19 protein-coding genes are annotated in these 24,480 nt (G+C 72.3%); 8 read left to right on the top strand and 11 right to left on the bottom strand.

Going from position 1 to position 24,480, the window contains the following annotated elements:
• Both ACFV6X_RS04355 and ACFV6X_RS04350 read left to right on the top strand, forming a co-directional pair.
• Positions 1-3,593: HAMP domain-containing protein (locus ACFV6X_RS04355; RefSeq protein ID WP_385377404.1), on the top strand; the 3,593-nt coding region annotated here is incomplete at its 5' end.
• Positions 3,594-3,675: 82 nt separating this feature from the next.
• A complete protein-coding gene (locus ACFV6X_RS04350; RefSeq protein ID WP_385377401.1) occupies positions 3,676-6,120 on the top strand; it encodes a SpoIIE family protein phosphatase in 2,445 nt (814 codons plus the stop codon).
• A 16-nt stretch (positions 6,121-6,136) separates the two neighbouring features.
• Here the strand turns inward: ACFV6X_RS04350 and ACFV6X_RS04345 are convergent, their stop codons facing one another.
• Positions 6,137-7,003, bottom strand: coding sequence for a helix-turn-helix domain-containing protein (locus ACFV6X_RS04345; protein ID WP_385377398.1), 867 nt, complete (start codon positions 7,001-7,003; stop codon positions 6,137-6,139).
• 236 nt (positions 7,004-7,239) lie between these two features.
• On the opposite strand from ACFV6X_RS04345, the gene ACFV6X_RS04340 reads away from it, so the two are divergent.
• A complete protein-coding gene (locus tag ACFV6X_RS04340) occupies positions 7,240-7,665 on the top strand; it encodes a hypothetical protein (protein ID WP_385377396.1) in 426 nt (141 codons plus the stop codon).
• Here the strand turns inward: ACFV6X_RS04340 and ACFV6X_RS04335 are convergent.
• Complete coding sequence (locus ACFV6X_RS04335) at positions 7,647-8,477, bottom strand: helix-turn-helix domain-containing protein (RefSeq protein WP_385377393.1); 831 nt, start codon at positions 8,475-8,477, stop codon at positions 7,647-7,649. The genes ACFV6X_RS04340 and ACFV6X_RS04335 overlap by 19 nt on opposite strands.
• Before the next feature lie 158 nt (positions 8,478-8,635).
• On the opposite strand from ACFV6X_RS04335, the gene ACFV6X_RS04330 reads away from it, so the two are divergent.
• Together ACFV6X_RS04330 and ACFV6X_RS04325 are read left to right on the top strand one after the other, a co-directional pair.
• Positions 8,636-8,941: a 4a-hydroxytetrahydrobiopterin dehydratase gene (locus tag ACFV6X_RS04330; RefSeq protein WP_385377390.1), complete on the top strand. Its 306-nt coding sequence runs from the start codon at positions 8,636-8,638 to the stop codon at positions 8,939-8,941.
• Positions 8,942-8,948: 7 nt separating this feature from the next.
• Positions 8,949-9,692 carry a class I SAM-dependent methyltransferase gene (locus ACFV6X_RS04325; RefSeq protein ID WP_385377387.1) on the top strand — a complete coding sequence of 248 codons (744 nt, stop codon included), beginning with the start codon at positions 8,949-8,951 and terminating at the stop codon, positions 9,690-9,692.
• 31 nt (positions 9,693-9,723) lie between these two features.
• On the opposite strand, the gene ACFV6X_RS04320 is transcribed toward ACFV6X_RS04325, so the two are convergent.
• Entirely contained in the window at positions 9,724-10,557 is an 834-nt protein-coding gene (locus ACFV6X_RS04320) for a hypothetical protein (RefSeq protein WP_385377384.1), read from the bottom strand.
• Between the two features lie 184 nt (positions 10,558-10,741).
• On the opposite strand from ACFV6X_RS04320, the gene ACFV6X_RS04315 reads away from it, so the two are divergent.
• A complete protein-coding gene (locus ACFV6X_RS04315; protein ID WP_385377381.1) occupies positions 10,742-11,647 on the top strand; it encodes a class I SAM-dependent methyltransferase in 906 nt (301 codons plus the stop codon).
• Positions 11,648-11,996: 349 nt separating this feature from the next.
• On the opposite strand, the gene ACFV6X_RS04310 is transcribed toward ACFV6X_RS04315, so the two are convergent.
• The 3 genes from ACFV6X_RS04310 to ACFV6X_RS04300 form a co-directional block, all read right to left on the bottom strand.
• On the bottom strand, positions 11,997-12,833 hold the full coding sequence (locus tag ACFV6X_RS04310; protein ID WP_385377378.1) for an aldo/keto reductase: 837 nt from the start codon (positions 12,831-12,833) through the stop codon (positions 11,997-11,999).
• 96 nt (positions 12,834-12,929) lie between these two features.
• The gene (locus tag ACFV6X_RS04305; RefSeq protein WP_385377376.1) at positions 12,930-14,756 is read right to left on the bottom strand and encodes an AMP-dependent synthetase/ligase; all 1,827 of its coding nucleotides are present in this window, start codon (positions 14,754-14,756) and stop codon (positions 12,930-12,932) included.
• Between the two features lie 236 nt (positions 14,757-14,992).
• Positions 14,993-15,856, bottom strand: a complete 864-nt coding sequence (locus ACFV6X_RS04300; RefSeq protein WP_385377373.1) for a LysR substrate-binding domain-containing protein — start codon at positions 15,854-15,856, stop codon at positions 14,993-14,995.
• A 170-nt stretch (positions 15,857-16,026) separates the two neighbouring features.
• Here ACFV6X_RS04300 and ACFV6X_RS04295 point away from each other — a divergent pair, with 170 nt between their 5' ends.
• A complete protein-coding gene (locus tag ACFV6X_RS04295; RefSeq protein WP_385377521.1) occupies positions 16,027-17,040 on the top strand; it encodes a bile acid:sodium symporter family protein in 1,014 nt (337 codons plus the stop codon).
• Here the strand turns inward: ACFV6X_RS04295 and ACFV6X_RS04290 are convergent.
• Both ACFV6X_RS04290 and ACFV6X_RS04285 read right to left on the bottom strand, forming a co-directional pair.
• The gene (locus ACFV6X_RS04290) at positions 16,976-18,199 is read right to left on the bottom strand and encodes a DUF4185 domain-containing protein (protein WP_385377370.1); all 1,224 of its coding nucleotides are present in this window, start codon (positions 18,197-18,199) and stop codon (positions 16,976-16,978) included. The two genes, ACFV6X_RS04295 and ACFV6X_RS04290, sit on opposite strands and share 65 nt — an antisense overlap.
• Positions 18,200-18,210: 11 nt before the next feature.
• Positions 18,211-20,088 carry an exo-alpha-sialidase gene (locus ACFV6X_RS04285; RefSeq protein ID WP_385377367.1) on the bottom strand — a complete coding sequence of 626 codons (1,878 nt, stop codon included), beginning with the start codon at positions 20,086-20,088 and terminating at the stop codon, positions 18,211-18,213.
• A gap of 289 nt (positions 20,089-20,377) precedes the next feature.
• Here ACFV6X_RS04285 and ACFV6X_RS04280 point away from each other — a divergent pair, with 289 nt between their 5' ends.
• Positions 20,378-20,812 (top strand): MarR family winged helix-turn-helix transcriptional regulator, encoded by a 435-nt coding sequence (locus ACFV6X_RS04280; protein ID WP_385377364.1) that lies wholly within the window; start codon positions 20,378-20,380, stop codon positions 20,810-20,812.
• A 97-nt stretch (positions 20,813-20,909) separates the two neighbouring features.
• Here ACFV6X_RS04280 and fdhD read toward each other — a convergent pair whose 3' ends face one another.
• Genes fdhD through ACFV6X_RS04265 form a run of 3 tightly spaced genes read right to left on the bottom strand, consistent with a single transcriptional unit; the run spans position 20,910 to position 24,476 of the window.
• Positions 20,910-21,794 carry a formate dehydrogenase accessory sulfurtransferase FdhD gene (fdhD, locus tag ACFV6X_RS04275; RefSeq protein WP_385377361.1) on the bottom strand — a complete coding sequence of 295 codons (885 nt, stop codon included), beginning with the start codon at positions 21,792-21,794 and terminating at the stop codon, positions 20,910-20,912.
• A 7-nt stretch (positions 21,795-21,801) separates the two neighbouring features.
• Positions 21,802-22,662, bottom strand: a complete 861-nt coding sequence (locus ACFV6X_RS04270) for a 2Fe-2S iron-sulfur cluster-binding protein (protein ID WP_385377358.1) — start codon at positions 22,660-22,662, stop codon at positions 21,802-21,804.
• The gene (locus ACFV6X_RS04265) at positions 22,659-24,476 is read right to left on the bottom strand and encodes an NADH-ubiquinone oxidoreductase-F iron-sulfur binding region domain-containing protein (protein WP_385377355.1); all 1,818 of its coding nucleotides are present in this window, start codon (positions 24,474-24,476) and stop codon (positions 22,659-22,661) included. Before ACFV6X_RS04265 ends, ACFV6X_RS04270 begins: the two co-directional genes overlap by 4 nt.
• Between the last annotated feature and the right edge of the window lie 4 nt (positions 24,477-24,480).

Below are 24,480 nucleotides of genomic sequence, written 5' to 3'. Positions count from 1 at the left end.
TGGAGCTGAAGAACACCATCAACACGATGGTCGACCAGCTCTCGGCCTTCGCCGACGAGGTCACCCGGGTCGCCCGCGAGGTGGGCACCGAGGGACGCCTCGGCGGCCAGGCCGACGTCAAGGGCGTCAAGGGCACCTGGCGTGACCTCACCGACTCGGTGAACTTCATGGCGGGCAACCTGACCTCCCAGGTGCGCAACGTCGCCCAGGTGGCCACCGCGGTGGCCAAGGGCGACCTCTCGCAGAAGATCACCGTCGACGCGCGCGGGGAGATCCTGGAGCTGAAGAACACCATCAACACGATGGTCGACCAGCTCTCGGCCTTCGCCGACGAGGTCACCCGGGTCGCCCGCGAGGTGGGCACCGAGGGAAGCCTGGGCGGCCAGGCGCACGTGCGGGGCGTGTCGGGCACCTGGAAGGACCTCACCGACAACGTCAACGTGATGGCGTCGAAGCTGACGAGCCAGGTCCGCTCCATCGCCCAGGTCGCCACGGCGGTCGCGCGCGGCGACCTGTCACAGAAGATCACCGTGGAGGCCAAGGGCGAGGTCGCGGCCCTCGCGGACGTCATCAACACGATGGTGGACACGCTGTCCGCGTTCGCCGACGAGGTCACGCGCGTCGCCCGGGAGGTCGGCACCGAGGGACGCCTCGGCGGCCAGGCACAGGTGCCGAACGTGGCGGGAACCTGGAAGGACCTCACCGACAACGTCAACTCGATGGCCAACAACCTCACCGGCCAGGTCCGCAACATCGCCCTCGTCACGACGGCGGTGGCCAGGGGCGACCTGTCGAAGAAGATCGACGTCGACGCGCGCGGGGAGATCCTGGAGCTGAAGACGACCATCAACACGATGGTCGACCAGCTCTCCGCGTTCGCGGACGAGGTCACGCGCGTCGCCCGCGAGGTCGGCACCGAGGGACGTCTCGGCGGTCAGGCCGAGGTGGAGGGCGTCTCCGGCACCTGGAAGCGGCTGACCGAGAACGTCAACGAGCTGGCCGGCAACCTGACCCGGCAGGTCCGCGCGATCGCCGAGGTGGCCAGCGCGGTCGCCGAGGGCGACCTGACCCGGTCGATCACCGTGGAGGCCTCCGGCGAGGTCGCCGAGCTCAAGGACAACATCAACTCCATGGTGTTGTCCCTGCGCGAGACGACCATGGCCAATCAGGAGCAGGACTGGCTCAAGACCAACCTGGCGCGGATCGCCGGCCTGATGCAGGGCCACCGCGACCTGCCCGTCGTCGCGGAACTGATCATGGACGAGCTGGTGCCGCTGGTCTCCGCCCAGTACGGCGCCTTCTACCTCGCCGAGGACCGTGCACCGGGCCCCGAGCTGCGGCTCGTCGGCTCCTACGGCCGCCCCGAGGACGACACGCGGCCCGACCGCATCCCCTTCGGCCGCTCCCTGGTCGGCCAGGCCGCCCGCAGCCGCCGCACGATCTCGGTCGACCAGCTGCCGCCGGACTACGTGACCATTTCCTCCGGGCTCGGCCGGACGGTGCCGACCGCTCTGCTCCTGCTGCCGATCCTCTTCGAGGACCAGGTCCTCGGCGTCATCGAGCTGGCGTCCATCACGTCCTTCACCCCGATCCACCGGGATTTGCTGGAACAGCTCCGGGAAACCATCGGCGTCAACGTCAACACGATCGTGGCCAACGCCCGCACCGACGAGCTGCTCGGCGAGTCGCAGCGTCTGACGGCCGAACTCCAGGTGCGCTCGGCGGAGTTGCAGTCGCAGCAGGAGGAGCTGCAGCACTCCAACGCCGAACTGGAGGAGAAGGCCTCGCTGCTGGCGGCGCAGAACCGCGACATCGAGGCGAAGAACCTCCAGATCGAGCAGGCCCGGCAGGAACTGGAGGCGCGGGCGCAGCAGCTGGCGCTGGCCTCGAAGTACAAGTCGGAGTTCCTGGCGAACATGAGCCACGAACTGCGCACCCCGCTCAACAGCCTTCTCATCCTCGCCCAGTTGCTCGCCCAGAACCCCTCGCGCAACCTCACCCAGAAGCAGGTCGAGTACGCGGGCATCATCCACTCCGCTGGCTCCGACCTGCTCCAGCTGATCAACGACATCCTCGATCTGTCGAAGGTCGAGGCCGGGAAGATGGACGTGGCCCCGGAGCGGGTGTCGCTGCGCCAGCTCATCGAGTACGTCGAGGCCACCTTCCGGCCGATGACGACCCAGAAGGGCCTGGAGTTCACGGTGACCACCGCGCCGGGCGCGCCCGGCGACCTGCTGACCGACGACTCCCGCCTGCGTCAGGTGCTGCGCAACCTGCTGTCGAACGCGGTGAAGTTCACCGAGCAGGGCGGCGTCGAGCTGCTCATCCAGCCGGCCGCGGACGAGGAGGTGCCCGGGGGCGTCGTCAAGGGCGGCGCCGTCGTGGCGTTCCGCGTGAAGGACACCGGGATCGGGATCCAGGAGCAGCAACTGGAGTCCATCTTCGGCGCCTTCCAGCAGGCGGACGGCACCACCAGCCGCAAGTACGGCGGCACCGGCCTCGGCCTGTCCATCACTCGGGAGATCGCCCATCTGCTCGGCGGCGCGGTCACCGTGGACAGCACGCCCGGCCGGGGCAGCGTCTTCACGCTCTTCCTGCCGGTGGCCCGGCCTGACTTCGAGGCGCTGGCAGGCCGGTTCGCGGAGAAGCCGGCGGAGCTGCCCGCGGCGCGGAGCACCGTCGACGCCCCCGAGCTCGCCGCGCGTCCCGGCCCGGCCGGAAGGGGCCCGCGCCGGCGCCGGCTGCTCGTCGTGGAGGAGCGGCCCCGGGGTCTGCTGACCCTCGTCGCCGAGAGCGTCGTCGCCGACGTGGCCCGGCACGGCGCGGACGAAGCGGTGCCGCGGCCCGACGTGGACCTGATCACCGCCGTCAGCGCCCAGGAGGCGGCCGGAGCGCTGGCCGCCGAACCGTGCCACTGCGTCGTCCTCGACCTGGACATGCCCGCCGGCGCGGCCACCCGTTTCCTGGAGGCGCTCCAGGGCGACTCGGCCCTCGCCGACGTACCGGTGCTGGTGCACAGCAGCAACCGCCCCGACGTGGCACGGGCGCAGGCCCTGCGCTCGCGCGGCGACGACGGGACCCTGGAGTTCCTCTCCAGCCTGGACGAATTGCGCGAGCGCATCGCGCTGCACCTGTCCGCCGAGGAGCCCGGCGACGTCCTGACCCTGGTCAGGGCGGAGGAGCCGCAGAACCTCCCCTCGCACGTCGTCGACCGCTCCTTCGCCGGGCGCACCGTGCTCGTCGTCGACGACGACGCGCGCAACCTCTTCGCGCTCAGCGGCATCCTGGAGCTGCACGGCTTCCGGGTGCTGCACGCGGAGGACGGCCGCAAGGGCATCGAGACGCTCGTCGACAACCCGGACGTCGCCCTGGTGCTGATGGACGTCATGATGCCGGAGATGGACGGATACACCGCCACGGCCGAGATCCGCGGGATGCCCCGGTACGCGGACCTGCCCATCATCGCCGTCACCGCCAAGGCGATGCCCGGGGACCGGGAGAAGTCCCTGGCGTCGGGGGCGAGCGACTACGTCACCAAGCCCGTCGACACCCATGACCTGATCACCTGCGTACGACGCTGGCTGACCCCCTGAGCACGCCGCAGCCCGCCCCCCACCCCGCGCGGGCGGGCCCGGCCCGACCGTCCGCGCCCCAGGGGGCCTCCCGCCGAGGAGCATGCACATCGTGAGCACGCCCGACCAGCCTTCCGACCGGCCCGCCGCCCCGCCCCACGAAACGCCGGGCGCGAAGCCGCCGTCCCGCACGGCCGCCTCCGGCGCGGGAGACTGCTCGGCCTCCCCCGTCGGCAGGCTCGCCGCCACGGTCGAGCGGTTGCGGCGGGAGGTGCGGGCGGCGCAGGCCGAGGCCGAGGGGCGGGCCCTGGTAGAGCTCGCCAAGGGCATCCTGGTCGAGCGGCTCGGATGTGGCCCGGCGCAGGCCGCCCGGCAGCTCGCGGAGCTCACCGCGCAGGCCCGGGTCACCCCGCTGGAGTTCGCCGTCGAGGTCATCAACGAGGCCGCCAGCGACCGGATGTCGGAGGTCACGGACGCCTTCCTCGCGGCCGCGGGCGGCACCGGGCCGGTGGAGCGCGACGCGGCCGCCGTGCGACTGCGCGCCGCCGAGAGCGGGGCGCTCGCCGCGTCCGACGCGCAGGCCGTCGCCGACTCGCTGCTGGAGCACGCGCTGCGCCCGCTGGGCGCGGTGGCCGTGGCAGTGTGGACCGCGGGCTCCGACGGCTCCCTGACCCTGGCGGGCAGCGCCGGTTTCTCCCAGGGCGAGGCCTCCCGCTGGCGCTACGTACCGCCGGACGTCGCCACGGTGGCGCGTCGCGGGCTCGTCGAACGCAGCGGCCAGTGGTTCACGTCGCTGGCCGGGACGGGGCTGCCGACGATCGGACGGCATCCGTACCCCGACGGCGGCCGGGTGGCCGTGCCCGCCGGCACCGGAGGGCGCATCCACGGCGTCCTGGAGATCGCCTGGCCGGGGCCGCTGGAGCCGCAACCGCCGCAGGTCGTCCGCCAGGTCGAGGCCCTCGCGGAGCTGTGCGCCCACACCCTGGAGACGTACCCGCCACACCCCGACGCGGTCCAGGAGCCGCGGATCCTGCCGGACGCCGCGGAACTCAGCGACCTCGCCGACGGCCTGCACGACCCCGCCCTGGTCCTCGTGCCGCAGGTCGACGACTCCGGGCAGCTGGTCGACTTCCGCATCCAGCACGTCAACACCCGCTTCCTCGACCCGGCGGGCCGGCCCCGCGCGGTGGTGTGCGGCGCGCTGCTGCTGGAGGCGTACCCGATGACGGCCGGGGACAGCGAGCTGTTCCAGCGCATCGAGCGGGTCCACGCCACCGGTGAGCCGTTCCGGGCACGGCGGATGCAACTGACCGCGCTGGTCGACCAGGTGCCCCTGTCGGCCGTGGCGGACATCAGCATCAGCCGGCACGCGGGCAGCGTGCTGCTGATCTGGCGCATCGAGGACGAGACGGCACGGCTGGCGAGCCTGCTCCAGCACGCCCAGCGGCTCGGCCGTGTCGGCGGCTTCGAGGAGAACCTGCTGACCGGGCAGATCACCTGGAACAGCCAGATGTTCGACCTGTACGGCCGCTCCACCACGACCCCGCCGGTGCCGCTGGAGGACCTCCCCGCCCACGCCCACCCCGACGACGCGGTGGCCATCGGACGCTTCCTGCGCACGCTGCTGCACCACCGGCGGCCCGCCACCGCGGCCTTCCGCCTGCAGCGGCCCGACGGGGTCAACCGCCACATCCGGGTCGTCGCCGAGCCGGTCCTCGACACCGACGGCCGGCTGTTCGTCGTTCGCGGGGCCTGCCAGGACATCTCGGCCCAGCACTGGACGGAGGTGGCGCTCGCGGCCACCCGCGACCAGCTCGCCCACACCGAGCAGCAGGCCGCCGAACGCAACCGGCTCACGCTCCAGTTGCAGCACGCCATCATGCCCCCGGAGCAGGCCCCGCTGCAGATGCCCGGCCTGGAGGTCGCGGTGCGCTACCGCCCGGCGGAGACCGAGCAACTGGTGGGCGGCGACTGGTACGACGCCGTGGTGCTGCCCTCGCGGCGCGTGCTGCTGTGCGTGGGAGACGTCGCCGGTCACGGCATAGAGGCGGCGACGAGCATGGTCGTCCTGCGCAACGCGCTGCGCGGCCTGGCGGTCACCGGCGCCGGACCGGGACAGCTGCTGTCGTGGCTCAACATCGTCGCGCACCACCTCACCGGCTCGGTCACCGCGACCGCCGTGTGCGCCCTGTACGACCCCGAGCGGCGTACCCTGCGCTGGGCCAGGGCGGGTCATCTGCCGCCCGTGCTGGTGCGCGACACGGAGGCCACGCCGCTGCCGCTGGTCAAGGGCATCCTGCTGGGTGCCGTGCCGGAGGCGGCGTACGAGGAGGCCGAGGTGCAGCTCGCGGCCGAGGACACGCTGCTGATGTACACCGACGGCCTCGTCGAACGCCGGGACCGCTCCGTGGAGGAGTCGCTGACCCATCTGCTGACGGCGGCCCGTGCGGCGCCGCGGACCCTGGACCAGCAACTCGACCGGCTGCTGACGTACAGCAGGTCGGACACGGACGACGACACCTGCCTGGTGGGCGTCCGGGTCGACTAGCCGGGGGCGCGGGAGTTCAGAAGTCGCCGCGGCACTCCCGCAGGAGCTTCTTGGTGCGCTGCGCCGACGCGGCGTGCGCGCTCATGTGGTCCAGCACCTCCAGATGCGCGGAGACCTCGCCGCGGGAGTCGAGATACAGCGCGCCGCTCAAGTACTCGGTGAAGACCATGTCCGGCAGTTCCGGTTCGCCGAAGCGGAACAGCGAGAAGGGGGCGTACGTCCCCGGGTGCGGGCCACCGGCGAACTCGGCGATCTGGAGGGTGACCCGGTCGCTCTCGGCCGCCTCCAGCAGCCGGTCCAGCTGGTCGCCCATGACCTCAGGGCGGGTGCTCACCGGGCGGCGCAGCACCGTCTCGTCCATGACCACCCACAGGTGCGGGGGGTCGGGCCGGCGCAGCAGTGCCTGCCGGGCCATGCGCAGGGAGACATGCCGTTCGATCGTCTCCTCGCCGCCGGACTGGCCGATCGTCCCGGCCTCCAGCACGGCACGGGCGTAGTCCTCGGTCTGGAGCAGTCCGGGCACGAAGTGCGGTTCGTAGGAGCGGATCAGCCGGGCGGCGCCCTCCAGGCTGACGAACAGGCTGAACCAGTCGGGAAGCACATCGCTGAACCGCTGCCACCAGCCGGGCCGGTTCGCCTCCTCGGCCAGCGTGACGAACGCCGTCACCTCGTCCTCGGGGATGCCGTAGGCCGGCAGCAGGACCTGGAGGTACGGAATCCGGAGCGCGACCTCGGCCGTCTCCATCCGCCGTACCGTCGCCGGGGCCACCCGCAGGACGCGAGCGGCCTCCTCGCGTCTGAGCCCGGCTGCCTCGCGCAACTCCTGCAGCCGTCTGCCGAGCACCACCTGGCCCACGGTGGGCGCGGCCCGCCGCTCACTCACGCCACGCCTCCCCTACGCGCCGAAAGCATGTGCGCAGTCTGTCATGTTCCGCTTACGGCCACACGGGCGCGGCGGTGCGGCATGTGCCACTCCGCCGACCCCACGGCATGACGTCCGGGGTAATCGACCCGTTCGTCGGCGCGCGGCATCGTGGTCGTACCGGGGGCCGGACCGGCGCACTCCGGCCCGGCCCCCGGGTCCCGGCCCAACTCGACCTCGACGGAGGGTGATCCGCCATGTCCGCAACCCAGCTCGCCGCTCTCGCCCGCACCACCGAGCCGCAGACCGCCCTGAGCCGCTTCCTCGCCGTGGACGCGGTGGTGACCGGGGCGAACGGCGTCGCCTACCTCGTCGCCTCCGGGCCGCTCGGGCGGCTCCTCGGCGTGGACCCCGGGTTGCTGGTGGTCCTCGGCGCGGTGCTCGTGGCGTACGCGGGCGGCGTCGCGCTGCTCGCCTCCCGGCCGCGTCCGGCGGCGCTGCCCGTGCGGGCGGTGATCGAGACCAATCTCGCCTGGGCGGTGCTCAGTGTCCTCGCCCTGGCCCTGTGGCTCACGCCGAGCACGGCGGGCGCGGTGTGGGGCGTGTTCCAGGCCGTCGTGGTGGCCGGGTTCGCGGCGCTGCAGCATGCCGCGCTGAGGGTACGTCAGAGCAGGAGCGAGTGAAGGTACTTGACCGTCGCCGGGTCGGCCGGGAGCAGCGTCTCGATGGCCAGCTCGGCGACCGTCACGTCCATGGGCGTGTTGAACGTGGAGATGGACGAGACGAACGACAGGATCCGGCCCTGATGCTCGATCTGCATCGGCAGCGCGAAGTAGGGCACGGGATCGGCCGGTTCCGTGCCGGGCGCCGCCTCGGGGGCCGGGTACGCGCTCACCTCCTCGTACAGCTCGCGCAGCGCCGCCGAGCGGTGGAGCGCGATCTGCCGGTCCATCTGGGCGAGCAGATGCCCGCGCCACTCGGGGAAGTTGCGGATGCGCGGTGCCAGGCCCCGCGGGTGCAGCGTCAGCCGCATCGCGTTCGGCGGCAGGGCGAGCAGGGACTCCGGCAGGCCCTCCAGCAGCATGGTGACGCCCCGGTTGGCGGCCAGCACGTTGTACGTCGCGTCCACCACCAGCGCCGGGTAGGGCTCGTAGCCCTGGATCAGCCGTTCCACGCCCTCGCGCACGGCGTCCAGCGCCGGGTCGTCCAGGGGCGTCTCCGGATAGCGCGGGGCGTAACCGGCCGCCAGCAGCAGCGCGTTGCGCTCCCGCACGGGCACGTCCAGGTGTTCCGCCAGCTTCAGCACCATCTCCTCGCTGGGGCAGGAGCGGCCTGTCTCGACGAAGCTGATGTGCCGCGCCGAGGAGCCCGCGCGCAGCGCCAGCTCCAGCTGGCTGACCCGCCGCCGCTCCCGCCAGGCCCGCAGCAGCGGGCCGACGCCCTGGCCGGCGGGGACGGCTGCGGGCGTGCCGGGCGCGGACGGGAGAAGGGTCATACGTACGACGGTAGTCGAGGAGGCGCCGCGGCGCGCCCCTGGCCCCGTGCGTCCGCTCCCGCCCGTCGCCGCTCACGGGCACCGGGCTGACCAGGCCCGCAGCCGTCCGGCTGTGGCACGCTGAAGAGGTACGCGACGTCCACGGAGGGAGTCCGCTCATGCCCGTCGAAGCGCTGTCGCGGAAGGAGATCGAGGACCGGCTGGAGCACCTGCCCGGCTGGTCGCTCGACGGCGACCGGCTCACCCGCTCCTACCGGCTCGCCTCGCACTTCGCCGCGACGGCCCTGGTCGTGCACATCGCCCAGGTCCAGGACGCACTCGACCACCACTCCGATCTGACCCTCGGCTACCACTCCGTCGCCCTCACCGTGACCACGCACAGCGCCGGAGGCAAGGTCACCGCGCTGGACTTCGGGCTCGCCGAGCGGGTGGAGGCCCTCGCCCCGGCGCACGGCGCGGCCTGAGCGCACGGTGCTGGACTACACCGAGGAGGCGGAGTGCTACGACGTCTCCCGCGGCGGCGAGCCCAGGGCGGCCGCCGCCGCGGAGGGCGTACTGAGCCTCCTGCCGCGGGGGACGCGCAGCCTGCTGGACGTGGCATGCGGCACCGGCATCGTGACCCGGCGGCTCGCGACGGTCCGGGCCGGGCTGCGGGTGACGGGCGCCGACCTGACGTACGCCATGGCCCGGCACGCCGCCGACCGCCTGCCCGGCGCCGTCGTTCTCGCCGACTGCCGCCGACTGCCCTTTCGGGACGGGGAGTTCGACGCCGTCACCAGCGTGTGGCTGCTGCACCTGCTGCGGCGCCCCGAGCATGTCAGGACCGCCGTCGCCGAGTGCGCCCGGGTGCTGCGCCCCGGCGGCGTCTATGTCACGACGGTCGACAAGGCGGCGGCCCACAACGTGGGCAGTGACATCGACGCCGTCCTCGCCTCCCGCCCTCGCAGCCCCTTCCTCGACACGTCACGCGCCGTCGAGGCGTACGCCGCCGAGCACGGTCTGCTGCCCGCCGGGCTGACCCGCTTCCCGGGCCGCGGACAGGGCCGCAGTCCCCGCCGCACCATCGCCGACCTGCACCGTGGCTGGTTCGTCACGCTCCCGCCCGGCCACCCCCTCGCCGAGGATTTCGCCGCCCGCCTCGCCGCGCTGCCCGACCAGGACCGCCCCCGCCCGGACCCGTGGTTCACCCTCCGCGCGTTCCGGAAGGCCGGCTGAGCGGCCGGAGCTCAGCGCCGCGCGCCGGGATCTACACGCCGTGACTCTCCGGTTCGCCGATGCCCTCCGACCACTCGATGCCGAGGGACTCGGCGAGTGTGCGGACGGCCTCCTCGGTGCGGCCGTACGCGGTGAGTGCGAGGTCGTGCATGCCGGTGTCGTGGCGGACGATGACGTCCGGGCCGCCGAAGTACTCGCTTCGGGCGCCCAGTTCACGCCACGGCAGCAGGCCCAGCGGGCTCAGGTGCGCCCGCAGTCGCGTCACCGTCTCCGGGGCGATCTCGCTCTCCCCGGCGGTCCATCCGAAGTGCTCGGGCAGCCGGTTGACGGCGAGCTGGAGGAAGAACTCCGAGACCGAGTGGCTCTGCGGCATCCACCCCTCCTTGCCGTCGTCGTCCTCGGCGGCGACCAGCACCGGCGGGTCGGCGAGGGCGCTGCGGGCCGCCGGATAGCCCCACTCGTTGGCGTACTGGTACTCCGCCATGAACACACAGACCCGCAGGTCCTCCTCCGGCCCGACGAAGGGGTTGTCCGGCGGCAGCGCGCCGCGGACGCCGTGGCCGGCGGGATCGGGGCGGATCGTCGGCGGCCACTCCAGGTGGGTCCAGTACAGGCGCGGCTGGTCGGCGAAGGAATTGAAGGGCAGGTCCCACCACTCGGCCAGCGCGGCCGGTATCGCGAGCGTGGGGTCGACGGGCCCGGAGGCCTCGTCCGCGTCGTCCGTCCGCACCCGTTCCCGGTCGCCGCTGGGCTCGTACCCCCACTCCTCCTGGAAGGAGCGCAGCAACTCCCAGCGGGCGGCGGTGTCCGCACCGCGCGCGTGCGCCAGGCGCTCGGGGAAACGTGCGTAATCGATCTCTGTCACGCGGCGATCCTACGGAGGCCGAGCACCGCCGGCACAGGCCTTCGCCCGGTCCACCCACCCCGCGGTGTTCCGCGCACGCGGACGCCCTTCTTCCGCCCCTCTCGTTTGCCGCTTCGGCAACGCCTCTTGCCCTTTGTCCGGGCGCCGCCGCACGCTGGCGGCATCCGGAGGAGAGGCTGACCCCATGGCGCACGACCACCACACCGACCACCAGCACGAGCACCCGCGCGGTCACCACCGCGACCACGCCGAGGTCGACTGGACCGAGATGGCCCCGCTGCTGGAGGAGGGCGCGGAACTGTTCGCACCCTTGTACGAGCGGGCTCTCGCCTGGCTGGCGAAGCAGCAGACCGACCCCGGCCTGGTGGTCGACGTGGGCAGCGGTCCCGGAGTCGTCTCCTGCCAGCTCGCCGAGACCTTCCCGGGAGCCCGGATCGTCGCCGTCGACGGCTCCGAGCCGCTGCTCGCCCGGGCCCGCGACCGCGCCGCACGCCTCGGCGTCGCCGACCGGTTCGGGACCCTGGCCGGTGAGCTGCCGGGCGTACTCGACGAGCTCGACTACCCCGCCGACCTGCTGTGGGCCAGCCGCAGCCTGCACCACCTCGGCGACCAGCGGGCCGCCCTCGCCGCCTTCGCGGGGCGGCTGGCACCCGGCGGCACGCTGGCGATCGTGGAGGGCGGCCTGCCGACGCGGTTCCTGCCGCGCGACATCGGGATGGGCCGGCCGGGGCTCCAGGCCCGGCTGAACGCGATCGAGGAGGAGTGGTTCAACGAGATGCGCGCGTCGCTGACCGGCACGGTCGAGGAGACGGAGGACTGGCCGGCGCTGCTGACCGCCGCCGGCCTGACCCACGCCCGCAGCCGCAGCTTCCTGCTCGACCTGCCCGCACCGGCTCCCGAGCGGGCCCGCGCGTATGTCGCCGCAACCCTCGCCCGCACCCGGGAGGCGGTCGCCGAGCGCCTCGACGCCACCGACCTCGCCACCCTCGACCGCCTCGTCGACCCCGACGACAAGGCGAGCGTCCACCACCGTCCGGACTTCTTCCTGCTGACGGCGCAGACGGTGCATTCGGCGAGCAGGCCTCTGTAGCGCCTTCGGCCCCCGACCCGCCCGTGGTGCCCTCCCATGAGGTCCGCGGGCTTTGACCTGGAGCGTGCTCCAGGTGATCGCCGAGGAACTCGGACGGCTCGAAGGGCTGCTCACGATCCCCGGGGACGCCGCCCACCACGAGGACGTGCGGGCCGCGGTGGAGGCGACGCTGAAGGAGTTCGGGCGGCTCGAGGTTGCCGGGCGTCGCGGCAGCCCGAGGGGTCGACATCGACACCGTCGTCGGACGGCCCGTCGGACAGCCCAACTGACGCCACGCACGCGAAGCGCCCCGGGACCGCCGAGGTTCCCGGGGCGCTTCGCGTGCGGCCTTCGAAAGGTGGCCCGAGGGTCAGCCCACGTCGAACGTGGCCGGGTCCGGGCCCAGCCGGCGGTCCTCGTTCAGCGCGCTGATCGCCGCCAGGTCCTCGGTGTCCAGTCTGAAGTCGAAGACGTCGATGTTCTCCGCGATCCGGGAGGGCGTCACGGACTTCGGGATCACCACGTTGCCCAGCTGGAGGTGCCAGCGCAGCACGACCTGGGCGGGCGTGCGGTTGTGCTTCTGGGCGATGGCCACGATCGCCGGGACCTCCAGCAGGCCCCTGCCCGAGCCCAGCGGGGACCAGGCCTCGGTGGCGATGCCCTGCTCCGCGTGGAACTCCCGGGCGGCGTGCTGCTGGAGATGCGGGTGCAGCTCGATCTGGTTGACGGCCGGGACGACCGACGTCTCGCCGATCAGCCGCTCCAGGTGCTCCGGCAGGAAGTTGGAGACGCCGATGGCCTTGATCCGGCCGTCGGAGTGCAGCTTCTCGAACGCCTTGTACGTGTCGACGAACAGGCCCTTCGCCGGGAGGGGCCAGTGGATCAGGTACAGATCCACGTAGTCCAGGCCGAGCTTGTCGAGGGAGACGTCGAAGGCGCGCAGGGTGGAGTCGTACCCCTGGTCGCCGTTCCAGAGCTTGGTGGTGACGAAAAGCTCTTCGCGAGGGAGGCCGGAGGCGCCGATGGCCTTGCCGGTGCCCTCTTCGTTGCCGTAGATCGCCGCTGTGTCGATGCTGCGGTACCCGGCCTCCAGCGCCGTGGCGACCGCGCGCTCCGCCTCGTCGTCCGGCACCTGCCAGACGCCGAAGCCCAGCTGGGGCATCTCGACGCCGTTGTTGAGGATGATCGGGGGGACCTTGCTGCTCACGAGCTCTGATCCTTCGGTTGTCGTCAGGTGGTACTCATATCGTCAACGATCACAGGCCCGGATGCATTCCTGACGCGGAAATGACCGGAAGCCGCCTCACGTGCCGTACAGGGCCTCGACCTCCTTGGCGTACGCCTTCTCGATCGCCCTCCGCTTCAGCTTCAGCGACGGTGTGAGCAGCCCGTGCTCCTCGGTGAAGGGCTGCGCCAGGATCCGGAAGGTGCGGATCGACTCCGCCTGCGAGACGAGCGTGTTCGCGGCGACCACGGCCCGGCGCACCTCCATCTCCAGATCCGGGTCGCGCACCAGCTCGGCCGGGGTGAGCCGGGGCTTGTTGCGCATCTGGAGCCAGTGCTCGACGGCCTCCTGGTCCAGCGTGACCAGGGCGGCGACGAAGGGGCGGTCGTTGCCCACGAGGATGCACTGGGCGACCAGGGGGTGGTCCCGGACACGTTCCTCCAACAGGCCCGGCGCCACGCTCTTGCCGCCGGACGTCACGAGGATCTCCTTCTTGCGGCCGGTGATCGTGAGGAAGCCGTCCTCGTCGAGGGAGCCGAGATCGCCGGTGGCCAGCCAGCCGTCGTGCAGGGTCTCGTCGGTGGCCTTGGGATTGTTGAGGTAGCCCTGGAACAGCGTGGGGCCGCGCAGCCAGACCTCGCCGTCGTCCGCGATGTGCACGGTGACACCCGGGACGGGCTGCCCGACCGTGCCGTAGCGGGTGCGCTCGGGCGGGTTGGCGGTGGCGGCCGCCGTGGACTCGGTCAGGCCGTACCCCTCGTAGATCTGCACTCCCGCGCCCGCGAAGAACAGTCCGAGCCGCCGGTCCATCGCCGAGCCACCGGACATGGCGTGCCGCACCCGGCCGCCCATCGCCTCGCGCACCTTGGCGTAGACGAGCTTGTCGAACAGCTGGTGCTGCATGCGCAGTCCCGCGGACGGGCCGGGCCCGATGCCCCACGCCTTGGCCTCGACCGCGTCCGCGTAGCGCACGGCGACGTCCACGGCCTTCCCGAAGGGGCCCGCCTTGCCCTCCCGCTCGGCCTTGCGGCGGGCGGCGTTGAAGACCTTCTCGAAGATGTACGGCACGGCCAGGATGAACGTCGGGCGGAAGGCGGCCAGGTCGGGCAGCAGGGCGGCCGCGTTGAGCTGCGGCTGGTGGCCGAAACGGACCCTGCCGCGGATCGCCGCCACCTCCACCATTCGGCCGAACACGTGAGCGAGCGGCAGGAAGAGCAGGGTGGCCGCCTCGTCGCCGCGTCTGGAGTGGAACACCGGCTCCCAGCGCTCGATGACGGTGTCCGCCTCGTACATGAAGTTGCCGTGCGAGATGACACAGCCCTTCGGGCGGCCCGTGGTGCCGGAGGTGTAGATGATGGTGGCGACCGAGTCCGGGGTGACCGCCTTGCGGTGCCGGTGCACCACCTCGTCGTCCAGGTGGGCGCCCGCGTCGTACAGCTCGTGGACCGCGCCCGCGTCGAGCTGCCACAGCCGGCGCAGCCTCGGCAGCCGGTCGATGACGGTGGCGATGGTCATCGCGTGGTCCTCGTGCTCCACGATCGCGGCCGTCACCTCCGCGTCGTACAGCATCCAGTAGCACTGCTCGGCCGACGACGTCGGGTAGACCGGCACCACCTGGGCCCCGATCGTCCACAGTGCGAAGTCGAACAGCGTCCACTCGTAGCGGGTGCGGGACATGATGGCGACCCGGTCGCCGAACCGTATGCCGTCGGCGAGCAGGCCCTTGGCGAGGGCCAGCACCTCGTCGCGGAACTCGCCGGACGTCACGTCCCGCCAGCGCCCCGCGTCGTCCTTGCGGCCGAGCGCGATGTGGAGCGGGTCGTCCTGGGCGTGCTCGAAGACGACGTCGGCCAGGCCGCCCACCGGGGGCGCCAGCGCCAACGGAGGATTGGTGAACTCCCGCAAACCCGTTCCCCGCTCTCTGTGACGGCTCCCTGTGACGCCCGCACAGGCGGTGAAAGCTACCCCACGGCCCGTTCGGAAGGGAGGGGTGCGAAAGCGGAGAGGCGCTCGGATATGTGCTGGTCAGCAGGGAACAATCCGCGCAGATGGGGACAGGTCGGACGGATTCCTGACGGTGGAGTAAGTTTCGGCGGCGCAATCTCCACGGAATCTGTACGACCCACTCACCGTGCCGGGCGTCAGCGGCGGTGCAGCCGCTCGCCCGCCGCCAGGACCGCCGCCGCCAGGGCGTCCGCCGGGCCCTGGGAGGCGGCGCGGCGGCGGCCGTGGACCAGCACGAAGTCGACCTGGCCGAGTTCGGGCAGGCCGAAACGGTCGGGGACGCGGACCAGGCCCGGCGGGACGAATCCCCGGGAGTGGGCCATCACGCCGAGGCCCGCGCGGGCGGCGGCGATCAGCCCGTTGAGACTGCCGCTGGTGCAGGCGACGCGCCACGCGCGGCCCTGTCGCTGCAAGGACTCCAGGGCGAGGGCGCGGGTGATGCCCGGCGGGGGATAGACGATCAGCGGGACCGGGCGGTCCGGGTCGAGACGCAGGCGTTCCGCGCCGATCCACACCAGACGGTCGCGCCACACCAGCTCACCGCGCGGGTCCTCGGGGCGCCGCTTGGCCAGGACCAGGTCCAGCTTCCCGGCCTCGAGCTGCTCGTGCAGGGTGCCGGAGAGCTCCACCGTCAGCTCAAGGTCGACCTCGGGGTGATCGTGCCGGAAGCCCTCCAGGATCTCCGGGAGCCGGGTGAGCACGAAGTCCTCCGAGGCCCCGAAGCGCAGCCGGCCGCGCAGCCGGGTACCCGTGAAGAACGCCGTGGCCTGCTCGTGCACCTCCAGGATCCGGCGCGCGAAACCGAGCATGGCCTCACCGTCCTCCGTCAGCTCCACGGAGTGCGTGTCCCGGCTGAACAGCTGGCGTCCGGTGGCGTCCTCCAGCCGCCGGACGTGCTGGCTGACCGTGGACTGGCGCAGCCCGAGCCGCCGCCCGGCCTGGGTGAAGCTCAGTGCCTGGGCGACGGCCAGGAACGTGCGCAGGTGGGAGGGGTCGTACACGGGACCAGGATAGCGGGGTCATCGAGATTCGTGATGACAGTCAGAGTGGTATGCCGGATTCACGATCGGCAGGTGAGGGAGCACGATGGAGCGGGGACCCGTGACCCCCTACAGGCCCTGAGACAAGAAGTCAGTGGAGCACCGTGAAACACCTGCGTTGGCCGTCCTGGATGCCGATCGACCCGTACATCCTGCTGTTGCTCGGGACGGTGGGCCTCGCGGCACTCCTCCCGGCCCGGGGTACGGCCGCCGACGTGGCCTCCGGCGCCTCCACCGCGGCGATCGCCTTCCTCTTCTTCCTCTACGGCGCCCGCCTGTCCACCCGCGAGGCACTGGACGGGTTGAAGCACTGGCGGCTCCATGTCACCGTCCTGGCCTGCACCTTCGTCGTCTTCCCGCTGCTCGGGCTGGCCGCGCGCGGTCTGGTCCCGGTGTTCCTGACCCACTCCCTGTGGACCGGCCTGCTCTTCCTCACCCTGGTCCCGTCGACCATCCAGTCGTCGATCGCGTTCACCTCGATCGCCCGCGGCAACGTGCCCGCCGCGATCTGCGCCGGCTCCTTCTCCTCGCTCGCGGGCATCGTGATCACCCCGCTGCTCGCGGCGTCGCTGCTGGGCGGTGGAACGGGCGGGTTCCAGGCCGACGCGATCATCAAGATCGTGCTCCAGCTGCTGGTGCCGTTCCTCGCCGGGCAGCTGCTGCGGCGCTGGATCGGCGACTTCGTCGCCCGCCACAAGAAGGGCCTCGGCCACGTCGACCGCGGCTCGATCCTCCTCGTCGTGTACACGGCGTTCAGCGAGGGCATGGTCCACGGCGTCTGGCACCAGGTCAGCCCCGCCCGGCTGGCCGGGCTGCTCGGGGTGGAGGCGGTGCTTCTCGCCGTGATGCTCGCCCTGACCTGGTACGGCTCCAAGGCCCTCGGCTTCGGCCGGGCGGATCGCATCGCCATCCAGTTCGCCGGCTCGAAGAAGTCGCTGGCGTCCGGGCTGCCCATGGCGAGCGTGCTGTTCGGCGCGCAGGCCGCGCTGGCAGTGCTGCCGCTGATGCTCTTCCACCAGATGCAGCTGATGGTGTGCGCGGTGATCGCCAAGCGCCGCTCCCACGACCCGCGCGAGGAACTCACTGTGCCGGCTTCAGCCTCAGCGTCACGAACCGTGGTCGGTACAGGGTCACGTTCCCGCTGATCGCCGCCGCCGCGCCTGTCGTCTCCAGCCAGTTGACGTCGTAGCTGAGGATCAGACGCCCGTCGCCGCCGATCTCGGGATGCGCCTGCGGGTTGTACGCGGCGACCCCGCCGGACGGCAGCGGCGGGCTGAAGCCGCGCGTCGGCCCGTGCCAGGGCCCGGTGGGGGAGCAGGCCCAGTACGCCGTGACCGTGCCGAGGCCGGCCGCCCCCGCCGCCATGGTGAACAGCACGTAGGCGTCCCCGTCCCGCACCACCGAGAACGCGCTGCCCACCCCGGTGCGCCGCCCGTCGCCGAGGACCGGGGCCGGGCGGGTCCCGGTGACCCAGTCGGAGCCGTTCCAGTACTCCCAGGCGGCCGGGTCCGCGAGCCCGCCGTCCGGCACCCGCGCCACGTACGCCGACGACACGGGGCGGGACACGGCCTGCCCGTCGTCGCCGCCGAAGACGTAGCTCCAGCCGTCCCGCGCCACCAGCGTCGTGCCGAACAGCACCCGCCGGGACGGGTCCGGCACCGCCTGCTGGTCGAAGACCTTGGTGACGGACTCGAGCCGCAGCCCGGGCAGGGAGAGCGTGGCGACCTCGGTGGCGAGCGGCACCCCGTAGATCCACGGAGCCTGGCCGGCCGCCCGCGTCCACAGCAGCACCCGTACGACCCGCTCCGCCGCGCCGGGGGAGCGCGGCTCGACCCGGGCGGCGACGGGCCAGCGCCACTGCCCGCCTGCCGGTTCGGGGAAGAGGGGCGCGGGGAGCGTCGTGCGCAGCCGGCCCCCGGACATCACCACCGCCGAGTTGCGCACCATCGGCGTCGTGGTGTCGCGCCAGGCGTACGACTCGCCGGACGGATTGGGCGGGGGGTGCACGGGACCGAGGAAGGTGTCGGAGAACAGCCACAGCACCCGGCCGTCCGGCAGCCTCAGCGAGTGGGTGCCGTCACCGCCGGTCCAGTCGTCGGTGCGGCCGGCGTCGTCGCCGTACCGGGCGAACTCGCCGGTGAGCGTGCCGGCGGCCGACCAGGAGGCGACCGTACGGCCCGTGCACGCGCCGCCGCCCTCCCGGTCGCCGTCCGGGAGGGCCGTGAGCAGCACGGCCGCAACCAGGGCCAGCAGCACTGCGGCCCAGGTTCCCGTGCGCTGTCGTGCTCGTCGTTCGTCGGGCACGCTCCGCGACGTTAGCGGGCGGCGCTCACCTGGTCCATGGGGAGCCACAGGATGTTGCCGAAGAAGGGGCCGGTGTGGGTGCGGCGGAGCCGGTCGATCTCCTCGTCGGACAGGTCCGTGTTCCAGACGCGGACCTCGTCGAGCGCGCCGGTGAAGAACGCCCGGCTGTCCATGCGCTGGCCGATGTGCACCCCGAAGGGCGAGTTGCGGCTCACCGAGCCGGGCACGTCCTCGGTGCTGATCGCGGTGCCGTCGATGAACAGGGTCAGCTGCCCTCCGCCGCGGCGCAGCGCGAGGTGGTGCCAGTTGCCGTCGTTGTAGGCGCCGGCCGTCGCGACGGCGGCCGTGCCGACGGTACGGACGCCCTCCCGGGTGGTGATCAGGCCGCGCACCCGCTTGCTCTCCGGCTCGGCGCGCAGCCAGACCTGGGGCTGGCTGGTGCCCGCCCCGCCCATCCACAGCAGTGGCTGCTCACCGGTGGTGGCCGTGTAGCGGAACCACAGGGAGGCGGTGAAGTCGCCGTCGCCGAGCGGGAGTTCCTCGCGGTAGGGCAGCCGCACGGCGTCGTCGGTGCCGTCGAAGGCGAGGGCGTTGTTCAGCACGCCGGTGGTGGTCGAGGCGCCGCCGAGGACGCTCGCCTCGGGGGCGAGCAGGGCGCGGTCGGTGGTCGTCGGATCGGCGCCGCGGCGGGGCGTGAGCCACTCCTCGTTGAAGCGGGCGAAGCGGATCTCGTCGCGGGCGTCGACCGTGCCGGCCTCGTACATCAGGCCGGCGGTGGTGCCGGAGATGTGCACCAGGTCGGAGTAGCCGGCCCAGTCGCGGGAGACGACCGTGCCGCGGTCCACGCTGTCCCAGGTCTCGCCGTCGTCGTAGGAGGAGCGGATCATCATCGTCCGGCGGCGGTCGGGGTCGCCCGGGCAGGCCAGCAGGAGGCGGTCGCCGAGGCGCAGTGTGGCGCCCTGGACCTGGGGGGCGTAGAGGTCGGGGACGGCCTCGAAGGGGCCCTTGAAGGTCTGGCCGCCGTCGCTGCTGATCGCCTGGGAGCGGTGGCCGAGTTCGGTGCCCTCCTGTTCCCGGGCGCTGACCAGGACCTTGCCGTCGGAGCGCTCGGTCATGGAGATCTCGGAGGGCTTCTGGCCGAAGGTGCCGTCGGTGGAGAGCGGCCAGGAGTCGGTGGCGCCGATCCGCCAGGTGGTGCCGCCGTCGTCGCTGAGGACGAGGGCGGCGTGGTTCGCGGTGACCCGGTTGCCGTCCCATGTCTCGGTGTTGACGCCGAAGACCAGCCGGCCGGCGTGGGCGCCCTGGGTGAGCTGGATGCCGTGCACGGGGCCGGTGGCGTACCAGGAGTTCCAGTGCGAGGGCAGGATCTGCGGGCTGAGGTCGCGCGGGGTGGACCAGGTGGCGCCGTCGTCGTCGCTGTGCTGCAGATGGGGGACGCGGTCGCAGGGGATGTCGCAGTGCTCGCTGTCGGGACGGCCCGTGTTGTACGTCTCCGCGAGCAGGATCCGGCCGGTCTCCCGGTCGACGACCGGGGTCGGGTTGCCGTGCGTGTCACCGCCGCCGTCGTTGACGACCTGCAACGGGCCCCAGGTGCGGCCGCCGTCGGTGGAACGCTTCAGCACGATGTCGATGTCTGTCGCGTCCCCGCAGTTGAGGACCCGCCCCTCGGCGAAGGCGAGCAGGGTGCCCTTCGTGGTCTGGACGACCGCCGGAATCCGGAAGCATGCGTAGCCCGGGTCCTGCGAGGCCTTGAAGAGGACCTGCTCGTCGAAGAGCGGTGCGGCCGAGGTGGGTTGGGCCTGGGCGGGGCCCGGGAGGGCGGCGGCAGCCGTCAGGACGGCGCCCGCGGTGAGGGTGACTCTCAGACGTGCGCGGAGTCGAGACGGCATGAATGGCCCTTCATTTGTCTGAACATCTGGACATCCCACGTCCAACCTATGCGCCACAGACGGTAGTTGGCGGCAGCGACACACCGCAAGAAGCGTGCCGGGGCAACGGGGGTGACGCTCAGGTGGCCTGACGGACCATCAGGAACGCATGACGAACTCGCCGTGAGTACGGCGCGACGAGTTTGCCGCGGGCGCCGCGCGTCGAATCGAGCCTCCCGAGTTCGTTGGAGTTCCCAACGATAAATCAGGTCGTGGGGAAATCCAATGAATTCCGCACTAAGCTGGATTCATGGCCGAAGCACCACTCTCCGCGATCCGCTCGCTGCCCAGCTGGATTCTGGGCCGGGCCGCCGCTCGCGGGCGCGCCCTGGTGGCGGAGGCGCTGGCCGCGGAGGGTATGAGGATGTGGCACCACGTGGTGCTGGTCGCCGTGCGCGACCTCGGCCCGATCGCCCAGGCCGACCTCGGCCGGAGTGTCGGGCTCGACCCCAAGGACGTCGTCGGCGTCCTCAACGACCTGCAGTCGGCCGGCCACGTCGTGCGCGCGCCCGACCCGAAGGACCGGCGCAAGAACGCCGTGTCCGTCACCGCGGAGGGCGCCCGGCTGCTGCGGCGCTGCGAGCAGGCCGCCTGCGAGGCGAACGAGGCCCTGCTGGCCCCGCTCACCGCGGCCGAACGCCATCAGTTCATGAGCCTGCTCGGCAGGATCTCCGGTACGGAGTGACGCCCGCCGGGGACTGAGGCGGGCTGAGGCGGGACCCCTGCGGCGCAGGGGGCGCTCCCCGCCGGTCGGGGCCCCGCCGCCGTGTCGCGGGGGGCCGTCAGCCCTGGGCGGCCGCGGTCCGCAGAGCGATGCGGTCCTCGCCCGCGTACACGTTCATGGAACTGCCCCGCAGAAAGCCCACCAGGGTCAGCCCGGTCTCCTGGGCCAGGTCCACCGCCAGCGACGAGGGCGCCGAGACCGCCGCCAGCACCGGGATGCCCGCCATCACGGCCTTCTGCGCCAGCTCGAAGGAGGCCCGGCCCGAGACCAGCAGGATCGTGCGGGACAGCGGCAGGTCGCCGCTCTGCAGGGCGCGGCCGACCAGCTTGTCGACCGCGTTGTGCCGGCCCACGTCCTCCCGCACGTCCAGCAGCCGGCCCTCCTCGTCGAACAGCGCCGCCGCGTGCAGACCCCCGGTCCGGTCGAAGACCCGCTGCACCGCGCGCAGCCGGTCGGGGAGGTCCGCGAGCAGCTCGGGCTCGACGCGGACCGGGGGAGTGTCGGCGATGGGCCAGCGGGCCGTGGTCCGTACCGCGTCCAGGCTGGCCTTGCCGCACAGCCCGCAGGACGAGGTCGTGTAGACGTTGCGTTCGAGCGTGATGTCCGGGATCACCACCCCGGGCGCCGTCTGCACGTCGACCACGTTGTACGTGTTCGAGCCTCCCCCACTCTCGAATTCGCTCGAGCGGGAGGTGCCCCCACCGGTGGCGCCCGCGCAGTACACGATGTTCCGCAGCTCGTCCCGCTCGCCCAGCACGCCCTCGCTCACGAGGAACCCGGCCGCGAGCGCGAAGTCGTCGCCGGGAGTGCGCATGGTGATCGCGAGCGGTTTGCCGTTCAGCCGGATCTCCAGCGGTTCCTCGGCGACGAGTGTGTCCGGGCGGGTGGAGACCGCGCCGTCCCGGATGCGGATCACCTTGCGTCGTTCCGTGACTCGTCCCATGTCCTGATCAGCCCCGGTTCTGTACGTGCTGGTAGCCGAAACGGCCCTTGATGCAGAGGTTGCCGTGGGTCACCGGGTTGTCGTGCGGCGAGGTGACCTTGACGATCTCATTGTCCTGCACATGGAGCGTGAGGTTGCAGCCCACTCCGCAGTAGGCGCAGACCGTCGTCGTCTCCGTCTGCTGCGACTCGTCCCACGTACCCGCCGCGCGCATGTCGAACTCCGACTTGAACGACAGCGCTCCCGTCGGGCAGACCTCGATGCAGTTGCCGCAGTACACACACGCCGAATCGGTGAGCGGGCCGTCGTGCTCGACCGCGATCCGGGCGTCGAATCCGCGGCCCACGACGGAGATCGCGAAGGTGTTCTGCCACTGGTCGCCACAGGCGTCGACGCACTTGTAGCAGAGGATGCACTTGTCGTAGTCACGGACGTAGAGGTCGTTGTCGATCCTCGGTTCCTCGTCCAGGCGGGCGGCCTGCGGGCCGAAGCGGTCCGGCTTCGCCTCGTACTCCTTCAGCCACCCCGCCACCTCGGGAGTGGTCGACAGGTCGACCGACGAGGCGAGGAGTTCGAGGACGACCTTGCGGCTGTGCCGGGCGCGCTCGGTGTCCGTGCGGACGGTCATGCCCGGTTCCGCCTTGCGCGAGCAGGCCGGGACGAGGGTCCGGGAGCCCTCGACCTCGACCATGCAGACCCGGCAGGCGTTCTTGGGCGTGAGCGTGTCGCCCTGACAGAGGGTCGGGATGTCCTTCCCGGCCGCCCGGCAGGCGTCCAGGACGGTCGAGCCCTCCGGGACCCGGGCCTCCTGCCCGTCGATGGTGAACTCGACCAGCCGGCGCGGCACACCCAGTGGTATCGCGGTCATTCGTACGCCCCCAGACGGTCGATGGCGGATTCCACGGCGTTCCAGGCGGTCTGTCCCAGACCGCAGATCGAGGCGTCCCGCATCGCGCGGCCGACCTCTCTGAGCAGGGCGATGTCGCCCGCGGCGGCGGCACCGGTGCGCTCCACGATCCGGTGCAGCGCCTCCTCCTGCCGCACGGTCCCGACCCGGCACGGCACGCACTGCCCGCACGACTCGTCGCGGAAGAACTCGGCGATGCGCAGCAGCAGCCGGGGCAGCGGGACCGTGTCGTCGAAGGCCATCACGACACCCGAGCCGAGCGTCGTCCCGGCCTCGCGGGTGCCTTCGAAGGTGAGCGGGATGTCCGTCTCGTCGGGCCGTACGAAGCCGCCGGCCGCACCGCCGAGCAAGACGGCGCGCAGCCCGTCCCGCACGCCCGCCAGCTCCAGCAGCTCGCCCAGCGTGGCACCGAACGGCAGCTCGTAGATCCCGGGCCGCGCCACGCTCCCCGACACGCAGAACAGCTTCGGGCCGGTCGAGGCCCGCGTGCCGATCGCCGCGTACGCCGGGGCGCCCATCGTCAGGATCGGCAGGACGTTGACCAGTGTCTCGACGTTGTTCTCCACGGTGGGCTTGCCGAACAGGCCCTTCTCCACGGGGAAGGGCGGCTTGGAGCGCGGCTCGCCCCGGTAGCCCTCGATGGAGTTGAACAGGGCCGTCTCCTCGCCGCAGATGTACGCGCCCGCGCCCCGCCGGATCTCGATGTCGAAGGCGTAGCCCTGCCCCAGGACGTCCTCGCCCAGCAGGCCACGCGCGCGTGCCTGGGCGAGGGCGTGCTCCAGTCGCCGCAGGGCACGGGGGTACTCGCCGCGCAGGTAGAGGTAGCCGCGGTGCGCTCCGGTGGCGTACCCCGCGATGGTCATCGCCTCCACCAGTGCGAACGGGTCGCCCTCCATGAGCACCCGGTCCTTGAACGTGCCCGGCTCGGACTCGTCGGCGTTGCACACGACGTAGTGCGGATGGTCGGGCTGGGACGCCGTGGCCTGCCATTTGCGGCCGGTGGGGAAGGCGGCGCCACCGCGCCCGACCAGGCCCGAGTCGGTGACCTCGCGGATCACCCCGGCCGGGCCGAGCTCGAAGGCGCGGCGCAGGGCGGTGTAGCCGCCGTGCGCCCGGTAGTCGTCGAGCGACGTGGGGTCCACGACGCCGATCCGCCGCAGCAGCACCAGATCCGGTGAGCCCGCCTGCGGCACGGCCAGTGCGGCCGGTGGCTCCTGCGGCGCCGAGTCGGGCGCGGTCGCGGCGAGCACGGCCGCGTCCACCGTCGCCGGTGCCGACACCGCCGTACGGACCGGGTCCCCCGCCCTGACGGCGAGCGCTGCCGGGGCGCGTTCGCACAGGCCCAGGCAGGGGGAGCGCTCGACGTGGACGCCGGGACCGAGGCGGCCCTCGATCCCGGCGCACAGCTCCTGCGCTCCGGCGGCCGCGCAGGCGAGGTCCGTGCAGACGTGCAGCACGGTCGCCGGACGCGGCTTCACCGAGAACATCGCGTAGAAGGTGGCCACCCCGTACGCCTCCGCCGGTGGCACGGTCAGCCGCCGGCACAGGTAGTCCAGGGCGCCGTCGCTGATCCAGCCGATCCGGTCGTTGATCGCGTGCAGCCCCGGCAACAGCAGGTCGCGGCGGTCCCGGGCCTCCCGCCCGCCACGCGCCCACCTGAGGTCGGCATCGGAGCGGTCGGCACCCTCCCAGGAGGACTCGGGAGGACCCAGGAGGGCGTCGACGGCCGCCCGCTCGTCGTCCGTCGGTTTGCTGTCGCCGAAGTGCAGGTCCACTTAC

Origin of the sequence: Streptomyces sp. NPDC059861, from assembly GCF_042731435.1 — a bacterium.
Taxonomy (GTDB): domain Bacteria; phylum Actinomycetota; class Actinomycetes; order Streptomycetales; family Streptomycetaceae; genus Streptomyces.
The sequence above is the reverse complement of the archived record's forward strand: the minus strand, read 5'-3'. Positions and strand labels throughout refer to the sequence as shown.